Origin of the sequence: Mycobacterium sp., from assembly GCF_049683355.1 — a bacterium.
In the GTDB taxonomy this organism is placed as follows: Bacteria; Actinomycetota; Actinomycetes; order Mycobacteriales; family Mycobacteriaceae; genus Mycobacterium.
Genome location: NZ_JBAUJB010000313.1, coordinates 1 through 16,989, shown reverse-complemented (window position 1 = coordinate 16,989; position 16,989 = coordinate 1). Strand labels below are relative to the sequence as shown.

The 16,989-nt window shown below is 68.1% G+C and carries 14 protein-coding genes and 2 pseudogenes; 6 read left to right on the top strand and 10 right to left on the bottom strand.

The genetic code is table 11. The features are described from left to right. The 3 genes and pseudogenes from WA944_RS18190 to WA944_RS18180 all read right to left on the bottom strand — a co-directional run. Window positions 1-160, bottom strand: a pseudogene (locus WA944_RS18190) (amidohydrolase family protein); the annotation flags it as partial. Beyond that, entirely contained in the window at window positions 154-1,269 is a 1,116-nt protein-coding gene (locus WA944_RS18185; RefSeq protein WP_526647206.1) for a CoA transferase, read from the bottom strand. The pseudogene WA944_RS18190 and the gene WA944_RS18185, both read right to left, overlap by 7 nt. Before the next feature lie 24 nt (window positions 1,270-1,293). Next, window positions 1,294-2,301: a MaoC family dehydratase gene (locus WA944_RS18180; RefSeq protein ID WP_526611599.1), complete on the bottom strand. Its 1,008-nt coding sequence runs from the start codon at window positions 2,299-2,301 to the stop codon at window positions 1,294-1,296. A 70-nt stretch (window positions 2,302-2,371) separates the two neighbouring features. Here WA944_RS18180 and WA944_RS18175 point away from each other — a divergent pair, with 70 nt between their 5' ends. Next, window positions 2,372-3,532: an acyl-CoA dehydrogenase family protein gene (locus WA944_RS18175; protein ID WP_526611597.1), complete on the top strand. Its 1,161-nt coding sequence runs from the start codon at window positions 2,372-2,374 to the stop codon at window positions 3,530-3,532. 2 nt (window positions 3,533-3,534) lie between these two features. Beyond that, window positions 3,535-4,272, top strand: coding sequence for a GntR family transcriptional regulator (locus WA944_RS18170; RefSeq protein WP_526373745.1), 738 nt, complete (start codon window positions 3,535-3,537; stop codon window positions 4,270-4,272). Window positions 4,273-4,324: 52 nt separating this feature from the next. Here WA944_RS18170 and WA944_RS18165 read toward each other — a convergent pair whose 3' ends face one another. The 4 genes from WA944_RS18165 to WA944_RS18150 form a co-directional block, all read right to left on the bottom strand. Next, entirely contained in the window at window positions 4,325-5,221 is an 897-nt protein-coding gene (locus WA944_RS18165) for an enoyl-CoA hydratase/isomerase family protein (RefSeq protein WP_526373744.1), read from the bottom strand. Further along, complete coding sequence (fadD4, locus tag WA944_RS18160; protein WP_526373743.1) at window positions 5,218-6,738, bottom strand: fatty-acid--CoA ligase FadD4; 1,521 nt, start codon at window positions 6,736-6,738, stop codon at window positions 5,218-5,220. Before fadD4 ends, WA944_RS18165 begins: the two co-directional genes overlap by 4 nt. Window positions 6,739-6,813: 75 nt before the next feature. Beyond that, window positions 6,814-7,242 (bottom strand): MmyB family transcriptional regulator, encoded by a 429-nt coding sequence (locus WA944_RS18155; RefSeq protein ID WP_526373742.1) that lies wholly within the window; start codon window positions 7,240-7,242, stop codon window positions 6,814-6,816. Between the two features lie 2 nt (window positions 7,243-7,244). Continuing rightward, window positions 7,245-7,703: a helix-turn-helix domain-containing protein gene (locus WA944_RS18150; RefSeq protein WP_526373741.1), complete on the bottom strand. Its 459-nt coding sequence runs from the start codon at window positions 7,701-7,703 to the stop codon at window positions 7,245-7,247. Between the two features lie 204 nt (window positions 7,704-7,907). Here WA944_RS18150 and WA944_RS18145 point away from each other — a divergent pair. Further along, window positions 7,908-8,264, top strand: a pseudogene (locus WA944_RS18145) (SDR family NAD(P)-dependent oxidoreductase); the annotation flags it as partial. Between the two features lie 203 nt (window positions 8,265-8,467). On the opposite strand, the gene WA944_RS18140 reads toward WA944_RS18145, so the two are convergent. From WA944_RS18140 to WA944_RS18130, 3 genes are all read right to left on the bottom strand, one after another. Next, window positions 8,468-10,297 carry a phosphoenolpyruvate carboxykinase (GTP) gene (locus WA944_RS18140; RefSeq protein WP_526373740.1) on the bottom strand — a complete coding sequence of 610 codons (1,830 nt, stop codon included), beginning with the start codon at window positions 10,295-10,297 and terminating at the stop codon, window positions 8,468-8,470. A gap of 192 nt (window positions 10,298-10,489) precedes the next feature. Beyond that, window positions 10,490-11,830, bottom strand: coding sequence for a hypothetical protein (locus WA944_RS18135; protein WP_526373739.1), 1,341 nt, complete (start codon window positions 11,828-11,830; stop codon window positions 10,490-10,492). Beyond that, entirely contained in the window at window positions 11,827-12,840 is a 1,014-nt protein-coding gene (locus WA944_RS18130) for a hypothetical protein (RefSeq protein WP_526611592.1), read from the bottom strand. The genes WA944_RS18135 and WA944_RS18130 overlap by 4 nt, the downstream gene beginning before the upstream one ends. Before the next feature lie 178 nt (window positions 12,841-13,018). Here WA944_RS18130 and trmB point away from each other — a divergent pair, with 178 nt between their 5' ends. The 3 genes from trmB to mmpL3 form a co-directional block, all read left to right on the top strand. Further along, entirely contained in the window at window positions 13,019-13,798 is a 780-nt protein-coding gene (gene trmB, locus WA944_RS18125) for a tRNA (guanosine(46)-N7)-methyltransferase TrmB (protein ID WP_526373737.1), read from the top strand. Further along, the gene (locus tag WA944_RS18120; protein ID WP_526611590.1) at window positions 13,795-14,484 is read left to right on the top strand and encodes an NYN domain-containing protein; all 690 of its coding nucleotides are present in this window, start codon (window positions 13,795-13,797) and stop codon (window positions 14,482-14,484) included. Before trmB ends, WA944_RS18120 begins: the two co-directional genes overlap by 4 nt. Window positions 14,485-14,564: 80 nt before the next feature. Then, window positions 14,565-16,989: trehalose monomycolate exporter MmpL3 (mmpL3, locus tag WA944_RS18115; RefSeq protein WP_526375001.1), on the top strand; the 2,425-nt coding region annotated here is incomplete at its 3' end.

The window sequence follows — 16,989 nt, the reverse complement described above, 5'->3', positions numbered from 1 at the left end:
GATGGTGGTCGTGCAGCCCGGGCAGCACGGTGCCGCCGGCAGCGTCGTACACCGTCTCCCCCGGCCGGGCCGCGAGTCCGTCGGCGACCTCGGCGATCCGCGCGCCGACGCGGATGTCGGTGCGCGTCCCGTCGAGCAGCACCGCCCGTTGGATCAGCATGTGGGGGCAAGCCGCTGCGCTGCCAGGTGCTCCACAGCGGCGTTGTCGGCTCCCGGACGCGCGGCGGCCTGTTCAACGACCGGTGTTGTCGGACAAGTTCTCTCGTCACCACGCGGCAGCCGCGCATACGATGCGGACACGCCGGCCATGGACAGCTCGATCACCTCACCGCCGCCCCGGCCGCACGATTGCAGGACGGCCAGCGCGGCGTGGACACCCGTGAGCGGGTCGGCGATCGCATCCCCGCAGAAACTCGGCACATCGGCGGTGCCGGCCACCAGGCCACCCGACACCGCGGCGTCGTCGCCGAAGGCCACCCAGTCGGCGTGCTCGCCGTCGGTGCCGTGGCCCGTGATCCGCAGCCAGATGCGTCCGTCGCGGTCGGGTTGGTCCGACGGTCCGAGGCCGCGTCGTTCCAGCGCCGCCGCCCGTGACGACTCGATCACCACGTCGGCAGCGGCCAGCAACCGGCGCAGACCGTCGGGGTGTCGGAAATCTGCTTCGTAGCAAAGCTTTCCACCATTGATCCAGTCGAAGAACACCGACGGACCGGTGCGGGTGCCATCCGGTCGTGCGGCGCTCTCGACCTTGACCACGGTTGCGCCGGCCTGCGCCAGCAGCCGGCCGCACAGCGGCCCGGCCCACATCGACGACAGGTCTACCACCAGAAGCGCCTCCGGGGACTTCGGCGTCGAGCGTCTGCCGAGTCGGCGGATGTGCGGCGCCGCCCCCGGCGGCTCCGTGGTCTCGCCCAGCACACCCACGGGCAGACCGAGCAGCCGGGCACGCTCGGCGAAGCACGCCGCACCGCGCCGGCGGACCTGCTGGGCGAGCTCCGGCCAGGGATCTGCCGCGACATCATCGGCTTCGACCAGCGCAGGTACCGCTGCGACATCATCGGGACGGGACAGTGTCAACGCGCACCAGGCGCCGGCGCCGGCGCTCATCAGCCGGGTGGCCCCACCCGCCGACACCTGGCCGCGGGACCGCAGTCCCAACAGCGCGGCCCGGCCACCGAGCAACTCCCCGGCATCAACACCGACCCCTAGCAGCTGCGCGGTCGACTGCGCATGCGCGAGCACGGCGGCGGGGATGCCCACAGACGTCACCAGACCATTGTGGGCGACGCCGGCTCAGAACAGCAGGCCGGTGAAGCACCAGTCGAGAACCTGGCGGTCGTCCTCGGGCTCCGACCCGCCCGCGGTGTAGACCCGCGAACGCAGCCGCACCACCCCGCCGCGCCCGTCGGGCAGGGGTTCAGCGGATTCGATGCTGAGTTCGCTGTAGAGCGTGTCGTTCTCGTGCACCGGGCCGGTGTGGTCACACGACTCCCAGCTCAGCACGGTGACCAGGTTCGGCAACAGCCGGGTGGCCTGGGCGAGCGCCAACCCGATGGTGTGACCGCCGTAAACCAACCGCTGCCCGGAAGCGCGCGAATCATGATGGGTGGCAGCGATGTTGAGCGACAACCGGGCGAGTTCGGGTGCGCTGCTCACGACGTCGGCGGTACTGCGGAGCACCTCGCCGGCCAGGGCGGGATCGAAGTGCGGGCCGGACACCCGGGCCCGGAATGCCTCGCCGTCCCAGTCCACGGTGGGATCGGCGGCCGGACCCGCGGCGGTGCCGATGACCGACAGGTCGTCGGCATGGCCTGTCTCGAGGGCGACGTCGCTCAGCGGCAGCATCGCGCACCGGTAGAAGTCCAGCACCAGCCGGCCGGCCCCGTCGATGGTGGTCATCCGCAGGGCGGCCAGACCGGTGGGGACCCGTCCGGGCTTGGCGGTGTTCTGCTTCAGGCCCACCACCTCGGTGCGGGTGAACAACGTGTCGCCGATGACCGGGAACCGGTGAAACCTCAACCCGTGGTAGAACAGGTTGGCCTTCACCCGCTGCGTCACCACCGTGGACTGACCGATCGCCACGTCGCACACCAGCGCCGGGTGGGCCAGCGGGCCGAGCGATCCGGTCACCGCGGTGGCGAGCTCCGCGTCCAGGGCCAGCCGCAGCCGGTCGCCGAGGATCGCCTGATGTGCCGCCGCGATGCCTGCGGTCAAAGTCACCGACGGGGAGGAGTCGAAGACCTGACCCACCTGCAGATCGTCGAAGTGTGGACCGCCCGCGATTTGGCCGTACAAAGTCACAGCTCGAAATGCTGGCACCACCCTCGTTGCCGTGTCAATATGGCCGTACATTTCGGAGGAGGTGACGCGGGTGTCTGCCCAGCTGAACGACGAGGAGGCCTTCCTGGTCGACACGGTCCGGATGTTCGTCGACCGCGACGTCAAACCCACCGTCCGAGACGTCGAACACGCCAACTCCTACCCCGAGGCGTGGATCGAACAGATGAAGCGCATCGGCATCTACGGGCTGACGATCCCGGAGGAGTACGGCGGCACGCCGGTGTCGACCCGGTGCTACGTGCTGGTCACCCAGGAACTGTCCCGGGGCTGGATGAGCCTGGCGGGCGCGATGGGGGGCCACACCGTGGTGGCCAAGCTGCTGGCGCTGTTCGGCACCGAGGAGCAGAAGCAGCGTTATCTGCCGGACATGGCGACCGGGGACGTCCGCGCGACGATGGCGCTGACCGAACCGGGCGGCGGGTCCGACCTGCAAGCGATGAAGACCACCGCACTACCGTCCGACGGCGGCGGCCTGGCCGTCAACGGGTCGAAGACGTGGATCTCCAATGCGCGGCGCTCCGGGCTGATCGCGCTGCTGTGCAAGACCGATCCGACCGCCAGCCCGGCGCATCGGGGCATCTCGGTGGTTTTGGTCGAGCAGGGCACCACGGGGCTGTCGGTATCGCGCGACCTGCCCAAGCTCGGCTACAAGGGCGTGGAGAGTTGTGAGCTGACGTTCGACGACTGCCGGGTGCCTGCAACAGCGATCCTCGGCGGCGAACCCGGAAAAGGTTTCGGGCAGATGATGAAGGGCCTCGAGACCGGACGGATCCAGGTGGCGTCACGCGCTCTCGGGGTGGCCACAGCCGCACTCGAGGACGCGCTGGCCTACGCCCAGGACCGGGAGAGTTTCGGTCAGCCGATCTGGAAACACCAGGCGATCGGCCACTATCTCGCCGACATGGCGACGAAGTTGACCGCCGCCCGCACGCTCACCCTGCACGCGGCCGACTGCTACGACAGCGGACAGCGCGCCGACATGGAGGCGGGGATGGCCAAGCTGTTCGCCTCCGAGACCGCGATGGAGATCGCGCTGAACGCGGTGCGCATCCACGGCGGGTACGGCTATTCGACCGAATACGACGTCGAGCGGTACTTCCGGGACGCGCCGCTGATGATCGTCGGGGAGGGCACCAACGAGATCCAGCGCAATGTGATCGCCGCACAACTCGTCGCCCGGGGCGGCATCTGAGGATGCGTGCGGAACCGGCGTATCGGCTGCTGCGTGAACAGCTGCGCGACGAGATCGGTGCGGGCCGCTACCCGCACGGCGTCCGGCTGCCGACCGAGTCCGAACTCGTTGCCCGACACGGGCTGTCCCGGCAGACGGTCCGCCGTGCGTTTCAGGACCTGGTCGCCGAGGGAGTGGTCTACCGGGTTCCGGGGCGGGGAACGTACGCCAGGGAGTCGGGACGTTACCTGCGTCAGCTCGGTTCCATCGAGGACCTGATGAACCTGTCGCAGGACACCACCATGGAGGTGGTGCGCGGATTGACCCGGCGTGTCGACGTCGAGGCGGCGAGTCGACTGCGCCTCGACGACGACGTGGTGCACACCGTGGTGTTGCGGCGTCTGCACACCGCGGCCGGGCACGGCGTCCCGTTCGTGTCGACCACCGTGCACCTGCCCGGCTCGAGCGCACGTCACGTCGCCGACAGTGGCGCGCTGCGCACCGGCGCGGTCGGCACCCACACCGTCATCGGGCTGCTGGAGCCGCACCTCTGTCAACCCATTGCCGAAGCCGCACAGTCGATCACGGTCGCGGCGGCAGACGCCGACGTCGCGGCGGCGGTGGACTGCCCGGCCGGGCATGCGATGCTTCGCGTCGACAGGCTCTACTCCGACAGCTCAGGCCGCCCGGTCGAGTTGTCGGTCAGCCACTTCCTGCCCGAGCAGTACACCTACCGGGTGACGTTGCGCCGCTCCGGCTGACGTGCGGTCGCGATCGACGAGCCGGCCGAGGTCGACGTCAACGAGGTCATCGTCAGGCCGGCCCGACAGCGCTGACCTCGTCGACCAGACCCCACCGCAACGCGGTCAGCGGGTCGAGCGGTCGCCCGGACAACACCAGATACGCCGTGCGCCAGCGGCCGATCCGGCGGGTGATGCTCACGGTCCCCCCGGCCCCGGGGATCAGCCCGAGGGCGAGTTCCGGCAGCCCGAGCACCGCGTCGGGATGACAGCGCACCCATCCGCAGAACGCGGCCATCTCCAGCCCGCTGCCCTGGACCTGCCCGTGGATCTCGGCCCGGCACGCACGTCCCAGCCGGGCGGCGATGTCGGCGAGCGCCAGGGCGGGGCTGTGCCGGGTGCGGGCCAGATGCGCGCCGGCCGGGTCGGTGAAGGTGCCGAACTCGGCGAGGTCACCACCGCTGCAGAAGGACGGTCCGTTGCCGGACAGCACCAACTCGTCGACGGACGGATCCAGCCGGGCCACGTCCAGCGATTCCAGCAGGGCCGCCCGGGCATCGGTGGAGAACGCGTTGTGCCGCTGCGGCCGGTTGAACCGGACCGTCAACCGGCCGCCGTCGCGATGCGCCTCAACGGGGTTGGCGATCTCTGGCACCCGCGCCGGGCCTCGTTCGGTCAGCCAGCGGGCGAACTCGGCGCCGGATTGCAGGGTCGAGTACCCGAGCGACTCGGTGACGACACCGGTGAACGTCGGGCCATTCGGATCGAGAGAGCGCAACACGTCGTCACACACCGCCGCCGCCTGCGGCCACCGGCGACAGCGGTCGGTGAGCTCGTCGAGGGACTCGGACACCGACGCGACCGTGACCGCACGACGGTCCTCGCAGGGGTCCTCGGTGAGCGTGAAAGTCGCTTCTTCCGAGGGTGTTCCGGTGGCGACGAGCACTCCGCCGGCCAGCTCGACGGTCATGAGTACTTCTTCATCAGCTCCTGCTTGTACAACTTGCCCGTGTCGGTGCGCGGCAACTGCTCCTCGAACGAGATCGAACGCGGACACTTGTAGTGCGCCAACCTGTCCCGCACCCAGTCGAGGAGTTCGTGCGCGAACTCCCCCGTGGCATCGCTCGGGTCGACGGTCTGCACCACAGCTTTGACGCTCTGCCCCATCTCGTCGTCGGGGATCCCGAACACCGCGGCGTCCATCACCAACGGGTGGGTGACGAGCAGGTTCTCCGCCTCCTGCGGGTAGATGTTGACCCCGCCGGAGATGATCATGTGATGCCGACGGTCGGTGAGGTAGAGGAAGCCCTCCTCGTCGACATAACCGATGTCGCCCACGGTCTTCCAGCCACGGGCGTCGCGGGACGAGGCTGTCTTGCCCGGATCGTTGAGATACTCGAAATCGAACCCGCCCTCGAAGTAGATCTCCCCGGCCTGGCCCGGGGGCAGCTCGTTGCCATCCTCGTCGAGGATGTGCAGTGCGCCCGCCAGCGGCCGCCCGACCGAACCGGGATGGGTCAGCCACTCGTCTGCTGTGATCAGCGTGGAACCGTGCGCTTCGGAGGACGCGTAATACTCGTCGATGATCGGGCCCCACCAGTCGATCATCTGCTGCTTGATCTCCACCGGGCACGGTGCTGCGGCGTGCATCACCCGCTCCAGGCTCGACACGTCGTAGGACAACCGCTTGTCTGCAGGAAGTTTCAGCATCCGGGTGAACATCACCGGGACGAACTGGCCGTGCGTGACGCGGTACCGGGCGATGGCGTCCAGCGCTCCTTCGGCGTCGAACTTCTCCATCACCACGGTGGTGATGCCGCCGGCCTGCGTCTGCATCGACCACACCGACGGAGCGGTGTGGTAGAGCGGCGCGGGGCTGAGATAGACCGCGTCAGGGTGCATCCAGAAGGACACCAGGGCGGCCATCAGCCCGGGCACCTCGGCCGGCGGCAGGTGCGGCAATTCGCGTTTGATGCCCTTCGGCCTGCCGGTGGTGCCCGACGAGTACTGCAGCAGGTCGCCTTCGATCTCATCGTCGATGGGGGTGTCCGGCTGTCCGGCAACACATTCGGGGTAGCTCTGCCACTCGTCGAGCTGCCCTTTCGCGATCACCAGGACCGGGGGCAGACCGTTGGGGAGCTCGTCGCGAAGGCCGGCCAAGGTGTCCCTGAGCTTGCCGGAGCCCACGATCGCCTTGGCGCTGCTGTTGTCGATGATGTACGCGGCCTCGGCGGCAGTCAGGTTGGTGTTGATGGGCACGTAGTACAGACCGGCGCGGCGCGCCGCCCACATCACCTCGTGCATGTGCTCGTTGTTCTCCATGAGGACCGCGACGACGTCGCCCTCCACCAGACCCGCGTCCCGGAACAGATGCGCCAGTCGGTTCGCCCTGGCTTCCAGTTCCCCGAACGTCACGACCGTTCCGGACGGGTACATGATGATGGCGGGCTTGTCAGGTGTGGCAACGGCGGTGTCGCGAATCTGCATGGTCAGACTCTACTTCGCCCGAGTTGACAGGTGTCAAGTGGCTGGACGGCACCGGCCCCGGGGGTGAGGTCTCGGTCACCGACCGGCGGAGTGCAGCGGAGACGCGTCGGAGCCGCCAATTCCCGGAGTCATGTCTTGAGTGCCGATGACCGACAACAGCGACAGTGCCTGCTGTGACGGCGAGCCCGGGTCGGCGGTGAAGAGGACCATCAGCTGGTCGCGATCAGGGATCACCAACAGGTTGCAGTGCATCTCGATCGGGCCCACCATGGGATGGGTCATGGACTTCACCTGGTGCCGCGGGACGACGACGTCCACTTGATGCCAGAGCCGTTCGAATTCAGCGCTGCCCCTGAGTAGTTCCTCGATCAACACGCGAACATCGCCGTCACGCGGGTAGCGCTCGGCGACGGCGCGGAGATGGCTGGCGGCAAACGCTGCGAAATCCTCGCTCCCGGTGACGCCGTGGTGGCGTCGGGACGGGTCCGGCTCGAGGAAGAACATCCTCATGAGGTTCCGCTGCGGGCGGGCAGGACAGAAAAGTCTTCCCATAGTGCCGCCGCCAGCGCGTTCCAGGCGAGGATGTCGTACTTCGCGTCCAGGATCAGCGCTGCGGTGTAGGGCATCCGGTGGATGAGTTCGAGAACGCTCGGCGTGACGTCGCACCGTGGTCTGGTGTTGTCGTCATCCGGAGCGCGTCCGCAGAGGTTGAACAGCAGCGTGCGTTCGTCATCACTGAGCCGCAGCGCTCGGCTCAGGCCGTCGATCACATGTCCGGACGGGCGCGCAGCACGGGCTTGTTCGAGCCGGGAGTAGTAGGACACGGAGATGTGCGCCAGCGCCGCGACTTCCTCTCGCCGCAAGCCGGCTGTGCGGCGGGGACCGTCATGGGGCAGCCCGACATCGCTGGGGGTGAGCCGGGTGCGACGGTCGCGCAGAAACCGTGCCATGGGCCGTTGATCCATTCCTCGAGTATGCGGGTGTACGGCACACTCTGGCTGGCACAACCTGTGTCTGGCACCGAGACACGGATCCGGGCCAATGTGGGCAGATGAACTCGAATTCGAAGGTAGCCCTCGTCACCGGCGGCAACAAGGGAATCGGCAACCACATCGTCGGACAACTCGCACAGCAGGGAGTGCAGGTCTGTCTGGCCGCCCGAGACGTCGGTGACCGCCGCCGCCGAACAGGTCGACCGCACCTACGGCCGGCTCGACATCCTGGTCAACAACGCAGCCATCACCAGCGGCCACGACCCGGCGTCCACCGTCACCGCCGACGACATGCGCCGGACATACGAGACGAACGTCTTCGGAGTCGCCACCGTCACCAACGCATTCCTGCCGCTGCTGCGCCGGTCGAGTGCACCCCGGATCGTGAACGTCTCGAGCGGAATGGGCTCGATCGCGATGATCGCCGACCCCACGATCGAGGTGACCAAACTGAACGAGGCTGCCTATCAGTCGTCGAAAGCCGCGTTGAATGCGTTGACTGTGCTGTACGCCGACGAACTGCGTTCTCACGGCATCAAGGTGAACGCTGTCTGCCCAGGCTACCGCGCGACCGGGCTCAACGGAGGACTACCCACGCCGGGGGGCAGGCGACCCGGCGGGCGGAGCCAGAGTTGCTGTGTCCATGGCCATGATCGGCGACGACGGGCCGTCCGGTCAGTTCCACAGCGACACCGGCGTCGTCTACCCGTGGTGAGCTGCGTGGCGAGCGGCGGCGGTCAGGCCTCTTCGGCGAGCCGGTGCTTGAGCGCGTCGAACTCGTCCTTGATACCGGTCGGCAGCTTCTCGCCCACAAACTCGAACCACTCCTCGATCAGCGGCAGTTCCTGGCGCCACTGCTCGGCGTTGACCGTCAGCGCCTCGTCGACGTCTTCGGGCTTCACGTCGAGCCCCTCGAGGTCCATGTCGGCGGCCGTCGGCACGATGCCGATCGGCGTGGTCTTGCCGTCCGCCTTCTGCTCGATGCGCTCGATGGCCCACTTGAGCACCCGGCTGTTCTCACCGAAACCCGGCCACAGGAAACGACCGTCGGCCCCGCGGCGGAACCAGTTGACGAAGAACACGGCGGGCATCTTGGACTCGTCGGAGTTCTTGCCGATGTCGATCCAGTGCTGCATGTAGTCGCCCACGTTGTAGCCCATGAACGGCAGCATCGCCATCGGGTCGCGGCGCACGGTGCCGACCTTGCCCTCGGCGGCGGCGGTCTGCTCGGAACCAAGGGTGGCGCCGATGAACACGCCGTGCTGCCAGTCGCGGGCCTGGGTGATCAGCGGGACGGTGGTCTTGCGTCGTCCGCCGAACAGGATCGCCGAGATCGGCACGCCCTGCGGGTCGTCCCACTCCGGGGCCAGGGTCGGGCACTGCGAGATCGGGGTGCAGTAGCGCGAGTTCGGATGCGCTGCTTTAGTTTCCGTCTCACGCAGGATCCAGTCGTTGCCCTTCCAATCGATCAGGTGGTCGGGTTCGCCCTCCAGGCCCTCCCACCACACGTCGCCGTCGTCGGTCTTGGCGACGTTGGTGAACACCGTGTTGCCGCCCGCGATGGTCTTCATGGCGTTGGGGTTGGAGTCCCAGTTCGTTCCGGGCGCGACGCCGAAGAACCCGAACTCGGGGTTGGTGGCATACAGCCGGCCGTCCTTGCCGAAACGCATCCACGCGATGTCGTCGCCCACGGTTTCGGCGCGCCAGCCCGGGATGGTGGGCTGCAGCATCGCCAGGTTGGTCTTGCCGCAGGCCGACGGGAACGCCGCCGCGATGTAGTACGCCTTGTTCTCCGGGGAGATCAGCTTGAGGATCAGCATGTGCTCGGCGAGCCAGCCCTCGTCGCGCGCCATGGCCGACGCGATGCGCAGCGAGTAGCACTTCTTGCCCAGCAGCGCGTTGCCGCCGTAGCCGGAGCCGTAGCTCCAGATTTCGCGGGTCTCCGGGAAGTGGGTGATGTACTTCGTGTCGTTGCACGGCCAGGGCACATCCTTCTGACCGGGCTCGAGCGGCGCGCCGACGGAGTGCAGCGCCTTGACGAAGAACCCGTCATCACCGAGCTTGTCGAGCGCCCCCTGCCCCATCCGGGTCATGGTGCGCATCGAGACGACGACGTACTCGGAGTCGGTGATCTCGACGCCCAGCTTGGGGTCCTCGGCCTCCAGGGGGCCCATGCAGAACGGGACGACCCACATGGTGCGGCCACGCATGCAGCCGCGGTACAGATCGGTCATGAGACCGCGCATCTCGGCGGGGTCCATCCAGTTGTTGGTCGGACCCGCGTCGACCTCACGCTCGGAACAGATGAAGGTGCGGGACTCGACGCGCGCGACATCGGACGGGTCCGAGAGCGCGAGGTAGGAGTTCGGCTGCTTTTCCGGGTTGAGCTTCTGGAAGGTTCCCGCCTCGACCAGCTGTGCGGCCAGCCGGTCGTACTCCTCGGCCGAGCCGTCGGCGAACGCGACGCGCTCGGGCTGCGTGAGTTCGGCGATCTCGCGGACCCAGGCCAGCAGCCCCTCGTGCTTGGTGGGTGCGGAATCCAGTCCTGGAATTGTCGCTGCGGTCATCCTGTTGTCTCCTGCATCTTCTGCGCGAGGTCTCTGCCAGGACGCAGGCGCCCGACTCTGAACCAAAGGCTCGAACCGATGCTGCGGCCGTTCCCTTATGTACTGAGGTTAACGTGGTGCGCATACCCGTGGTCATTCAGGAGTATGTCCGATCACTCACAGGAACGATTCAGATGCCTGTCACCCGGTGGTCTACCGACCGGTAACCATAGTTTCGCTCGATTTGGCCGTCGCCAGTGCGATCCGAACGGCGTCCAGCTGCTGCTGCAACGGCTCTGCGCGCCGGTGCTCCCGGAGTTCGGCATCGATCTCGGCGATGTGCGCACAGGTCGTCGAGTTCTCGGCATCGATGCGGGCCAGGTGCGCCGATACCAGCGCGGATTCGGCGGCCAGGAGCGCGACGACCACCCGCTCCTCGAGCGCGTGCCGGCACGTGGTGAGCACCTCATCGGTCCACCGGTCGAAAACCGCCCGGTCGTGCAGCAGACCCCGCACTCGTACCACCCACACCGTGACGGCCAGCCCGAAGGCGCCAGCCGCGCCCGCCACCGTCGGCCCCGGCGCAAATCCGGCGAACAGCCGGGACACCACCAGCGCCACGCCGAGCCCGAACCCCGCTCCCAGGACCACCATCAGCTGCGTTTCCAGCCGGCGCGCCCGCACCGGCGGATCGGCGGCCGCTGCCACCGGCGCGAGCACCGGTCGTGCCGGCGTTGTCAGGCCCAGTTCCGACGCCAACGCCGAGATCCGGGCGCTGATCTGCTCGTCGACCTCGGCGACCACGTCACCGCACCGCCGCCGGACGCAGCCGACGAAGTCGTCACTGCCCCGGCCGGTGGTGGCGGCTGCCAGACGGAGCAGCTCGGTTCGCGTCGACATGCAGCGTTGGCGTGCGGTGTGCAGCAGCGACACGCGGGTCTGCTGGATCCGGCTGCGGAGCGCGACCGCCCCATCGGATCGGGACCGGCTCCGTTGCCGCACCAGCTCCTCGCGGCTTCGGTGAAGCGCGTCCCGCTTGGACAGCTCGGCGCACAGCCGGGACTCCCAGGCACGCAGGCTGTTCCGGCTCGCCAGCCGGGCGTGGCCGAGCTGCCGTTCCAGTAGTTCGACAACGCCGTCGACGAGCGGTTCCCCCAGCCGCGGTGCGGCTGCGGCACCTGTCCACGGGATGTCCCGGAGCCGGGGCACGCCCGCGCCGAGGTTTTCACGGTCGGCCGCGAGAACCCCTCGCCAGTTGCGGTGGTCGTCGACCTTGGTGACCACCGCGATCACCACATCGGTAAGGGCGGTCGCGAGATCGGCCAGCGCACAATCCGATTCCGTGACCGGGGCGACGGCCGACACCACGAACAGCACCGCCGCGGGTGCGATCTCGGTGCCAATCTCGTGGTCCTCGGCGAAGCTGTGCCCGGGCATCCGGTGCCGCAACGCCTGCACCAGGCTGGTGGCCCCGGCCCGCGGCGGCCCGGTGACCAACACGACGTCGCGACGGCAGACCCCGGGCGGTTCGGCAGGATCGGCCGGGTCGCTCACCGCGTCTGCCCGAGTAGTCGCAGCGAACCGCGGGCGATGTCCGCCGCACACCGCTGGTGCAGCAGGTCGACAGGACCCCGGCTGTAGCGCCGCCAGTGCCGCGCCCGACGCAGGTGCGCGTCTGCGTCGTGACCCCTGTCCACGGTGGCCCCGCAGGCCTGCACCACCTCGACCGCGGCCGCCATCACCGCGATGACGACCTCGTCGGAGGTCAGGAACACCTCGAGCCGGCGGTCGCCGGATCGCGCGGCGAGCAGCTGCAATTCGTGCACCGCGGCACACACCCAGCGGTAGCGGATCGGCGCCGCCACCCTGTCCAGATGCTCCACCACCCGGTCCACCTGGCTGAGCGCGCGCAGCTGCCGGATGACCGTCGCGGTGGTCGCGCCGTCGGCGACGGCCAGTACGGCGTGAGCCAGACCGAACCGGTCCAGCCTGGCCAACAGTTGCCGGCGCACCGTCGCGGGCAGCGGGTGCTGCGACCGCACGAACGCATCGGTCGACGTCATGTCGGCGGGGTGGGTGACAAGTGTGCGCAGCGCCGCGACGTCGTCGTCGTCGAACTCGACCGAGGCGAGGTGGGCGATCATCGGGACCACGGTCAGCCCCACCGACGCGGCCACCTCCGCCGCGATCCGCTCGGCGGCGTCTTGGGGCCCGCCGGCGCCCGACAGGTCCGCCTTGTTGAGCACCACCAGCGTCTGGGTCGGGACCGCTGCGGCGGCTCGGTCCTCGGGTTTGAGCGACTCGGCGATCACGAGCACCTGGACGTCGGCGCCCACGGTGTCGGTGGTCACCGTCACACCGGAACCGGCGAGCGCGGCAGCCACCGCGCCCCGTCCCACTCCGCCCCGGCCGCGCACCGCCACCACCAGCGGCGCACCGAAGCGCTCCTGGACGGCCGTCACTTCCGGGACCCGGACGCGCGCGGCGAATTCGGCCAATGTGTCGACGAAAATCTGCTGCCCCCGCTCCCGAACCCCGTTTCGGCCCGTTCCGAAAATCGTCACACCTCCGACCGGACGAAATCGGCCGTAGCGGGCAGGTTGGGGAACGCGGCCGGTGTGGGGATGAACGCGGCTGGCCAGAAGGGATCTTCGGAGGTGGACGCAGCGGGTACTCGCAGGTACCAGTGGAAGGCAACTGTTGGGTCTCAATCTGTAACACGATGCGGGGAGTGCAGCCTCGATGAGCGACCATGGACGGATGCAAGTGCCGGGTCCCGACGTCGCCAGTGCGCTGGCTGACGACACGGAGGTCAACCCGCATTTCTCCCGCCGGGTCACCAGCTTCCGCGCCAGACGCTCGACGATCTCGGACAAGCAGCAGGCAACCTGGGACCGGTTGTGGCCGGAACTGGGCCGGCAGGCCCGCGACGACGCCCAGACCGGACCCGCTGAGCCACTCGACACCGAGGCGTGGTTCGGCCGGCACGCCCCGGTGATCCTGGAGATCGGCTGCGGAACAGGCACGTCGACCCTGGCCATGGCGCAGGCCGAACCGGACCTGGACGTCATCGCCGTCGAGGTCTACCGGCGCGGCCTGGCCCAGTTGCTCAGCGCCATCGACCGCGCCTCGGTCACCAACATCCGGCTGATCCGCGGTGACGGGGTCGACGTGCTGACCCACATGATCGCGCCGCAGTCGCTGACAGGGGTGCGGGTTTTCTTCCCGGACCCCTGGCCCAAAGCGCGCCACCACAAGCGCCGGTTGCTGCAACCCGACACGATGGCGCTCATCGCCGACCGGCTACGGCCCGGCGGAATCCTGCACGCCGCCACCGACCACCGCGGGTACGCCGAGCAGATCGCCGAGGTCGGGGACGCGGAGCCCCGGCTGCGCCGGATCAGCGCCGACCGAGGTGCCCACACCCTGCCCATCTCGGTGGCCCGGCCTGCGACCAAATACGAGATCAAGGCGTTGGCCGGCACCGACGTGGCGGAGCTGCTCTGGGAGAAGGCGCCGTGAGCCTGACCGAGAACATCCCCGACGCCCTCACCCCTGCAGCCGACGGGCCTGCGATCGCGCGCGTCCTGCTGGTGTGGGACGCACCCAACCTGGACATGGGGCTGGGGTCGATTCTCGGAGGCCGCCCGACCGCGGCGCACCGGCCCCGGTTCGACGCATTGGGCCGGTGGCTGCTGGCCCGAACAGCCGACCTGTCGGCGCATATCGGCGCCAACGAACACACCCTCTCGCTCGAGCCCGAGGCCACCGTCTTCACCAACATCGCCCCGGGCAGCGCCGACGTCGTCCGCCCGTGGGTGGAGGCACTACGGAACGTGGGGTTCGCGGTGTTCGCGAAGCCCAAATTGAGCGATGACTGTGATGTTGATAGCGACATGCTGGCCCACATTGCCCTGCGCCGTGGCGAAGGGCTGGCCGGCTTGATCGTGGCCTCGGCCGACGGTCAGGCTTTCAAACTCCCGTTGGAGGACCTGGCCAGGGACGGCATCCCGGTCCAGGTGCTCGGATTTCGCGAACATGCCAGTTGGGCGTTAGCGTCGGATACCTTGGAGTTTGTCGACCTGGAGGACATCGACGGTGTCTTCCGGGAACCGCTACCGCGAATCGGCCTCGATTCGCTGCCAGAGCAGGGCGCTTGGCTGCAGCCATTCCGGCCGCTGTCCTCGCTACTGGCCTCGCGTGCCTAGAAAACTGAAGCCGGGTTTCTGACGTGCGCAGGCCGCTGACAGAAACTGTCAGAGTTGTTCATGACCGTTAGGAGCTGAACGTGTTCGCCTGGTGGGGTCGAACGGTGTACCAGTACCGATACATCGTCATCGGTGTCATGGTCGCACTGTGCCTGGGCGGCGGTGTCTACGGCATCAGCCTTGGACAGCACGTCACCCAGAGCGGGTTCTACGACGAAGGAAGCGAATCGGTCCACGCGTCGGTGGTCTCCGACCAGGCGTACGGCCGTGACACCTCCAGTCACATCGTGGCGATCTACACCGCGCCCGAGGGCAAGACGGTCGACGATCCGCAGTTCCGGGAGAAGGTCCTCGACAACCTCGAGGAGGTCGAGCGCAATCACCCCGACCAGATCCTGCGTGCCATCGGCTACTTCAAGAGCCCCGAAGTGCTCAGCAACATGGCCGACGAGGACAAACAGCATGCCTTCATGTCGGTCCAGCTCAAGGGCGACAACGACGACGCGATCCTGAACAACTACAACAAGAACGTCGGTGAAGACGGCACCACCGTCAAAGAAGCCCTCAACATCGACGGCATCGAGGTCCAGCAGGCCGGCCTGCAGCCCCTTGCCAGCGAACTGACCGGAACCATCGGCGAGGATCAGCGGCGCGCCGAGGTCGCCGCGATCCCGCTGGTCGCCGTCGTGCTGTTCTTCGTGTTCGGCGGCGTCATCGCTGCCGCGCTGCCGGCCATCATCGGCGCGCTGACGATCGCCGGCTCGCTGGGCATCATGCGGTTGATCGCCGAGGTCATACCCGTGCACTTCTTCGCCCAGCCGGTGGTGACGCTCATGGGCCTGGGCATCGCCGTCGACTACGGGTTGTTCATGGTGAGCCGGTTCCGCGAGGAGATCGCCGAAGGCTACGACACCGAGGCCGCGGTGCGGCGAACGGTGATGACCTCCGGGCGCACCGTCATGTTCTCCGCCGTCATCCTGGTGGCCTCCTCGGTTCCGCTGCTGCTGTTCCCGCAGGGCTTCCTCAAGTCCATCACCTACGCGATCATCGCGTCGGTGATGCTGGCAGCAATTCTGTCCATCACCGTGCTGGCCGCCACTCTGGCCATCCTCGGCCCCAACGTCGACGCGCTCGGCGTGCGGACGCTGCTGCGGGTGCCGTTCTTCCGCAACTGGAAGCCGATGAACTGGTGGCTGAACTGGTTGGCCGACCGCACCCAGAAGACCAAGACCCGCGCCGAGGTCGAGAAGGGCTTCTGGGGCAAGCTCGTCAACGTCGTCATGAAGCGGCCGATCGGCTTCGCCGCGCCCATCCTGATCGGAATGATCCTGCTGATCATCCCGTTGGGTCAGCTGTCGCTCGGTGGCATCAGCGAGAAGTACCTGCCGCCCGACAACTCGGTGCGCGTCGCGCAGGAGGAGTTCGACCGGACCTTCCCGGGATTCCGCACCGAACCGCTGACGCTGGTCATCGAGAACCAGAACGGTGACCCGGTCACCGACCAGCAGATCGCGGAGATCCGCAGCGAGGCGATGGCGATCCCCGGGTTCATCGAGCCCGACGGCGACCCAGCCAAGATGTGGCAGGAACGTCCCTACCTCGACGGTGCGTCGAGAGACCCGTCGGTGCGCGTCATCCAGAACGGTCTGGAGGTTCGCAACGACGCCTCCCAGAAGATCGACGAACTTCGCGAACTGTCGCCGCCGCGCGGACTCACCGTGTCCGTCGGCGGCACTCCGGCGCTCGAGCAGGACAGCATCCACAGTTTGTTCGACAAGCTGCCGCTGATGGTGCTGCTGCTCATCACCACCACGACGATCCTGATGTTCCTCGCGTTCGGGTCCGTGGTGCTGCCGATCAAGGCGGCGTTGATGAGCGCGCTGACGCTCGGCTCCACGATGGGCATCCTCACGTGGATGTTCGTCGACGGCCACGGTTCCGGCCTGATGAACTACACCCCGCAGCCGCTGATGGCACCGATGATCGGCTTGATCATCGCCGTGATCTGGGGTCTGTCGACCGACTACGAGGTGTTCCTGGTGTCCAGGATGGTGGAGGCGCGCGAGCGCGGCATGTCCACCGCCGAGGCGATCCGGATCGGTACGGCCACCACCGGCCGTCTGATCACCGGTGCCGCCCTGGTGCTGGCCGTCGTCGCGGGCGCATTCGTGTTCTCCGACCTGGTGATGATGAAGTACCTGGCGTTCGGCCTGCTCATCGCGTTGTTGCTGGACGCGACGATCGTCCGCATGTTCCTGGTGCCTGCGATCATGAAGCTGCTCGGTGACGATTGCTGGTGGGCGCCGCGCTGGATGAAGCGCCTCCAGGAGCGGCTCGGCCTCGGCGAGACCGAACTGCCCGACGAACGTAAGCGCCCGTCGGTGCGGGATTCGCGGGAAACCGCTGCGGAGCCGGCACATCCCGAAGCCCTGGTCGGCGCCGGCGGGCCCCCGGTCGCGGCGCCCCCGAGGGCGTTGCCGCCGCACGATCCCACCCATCCGGCGC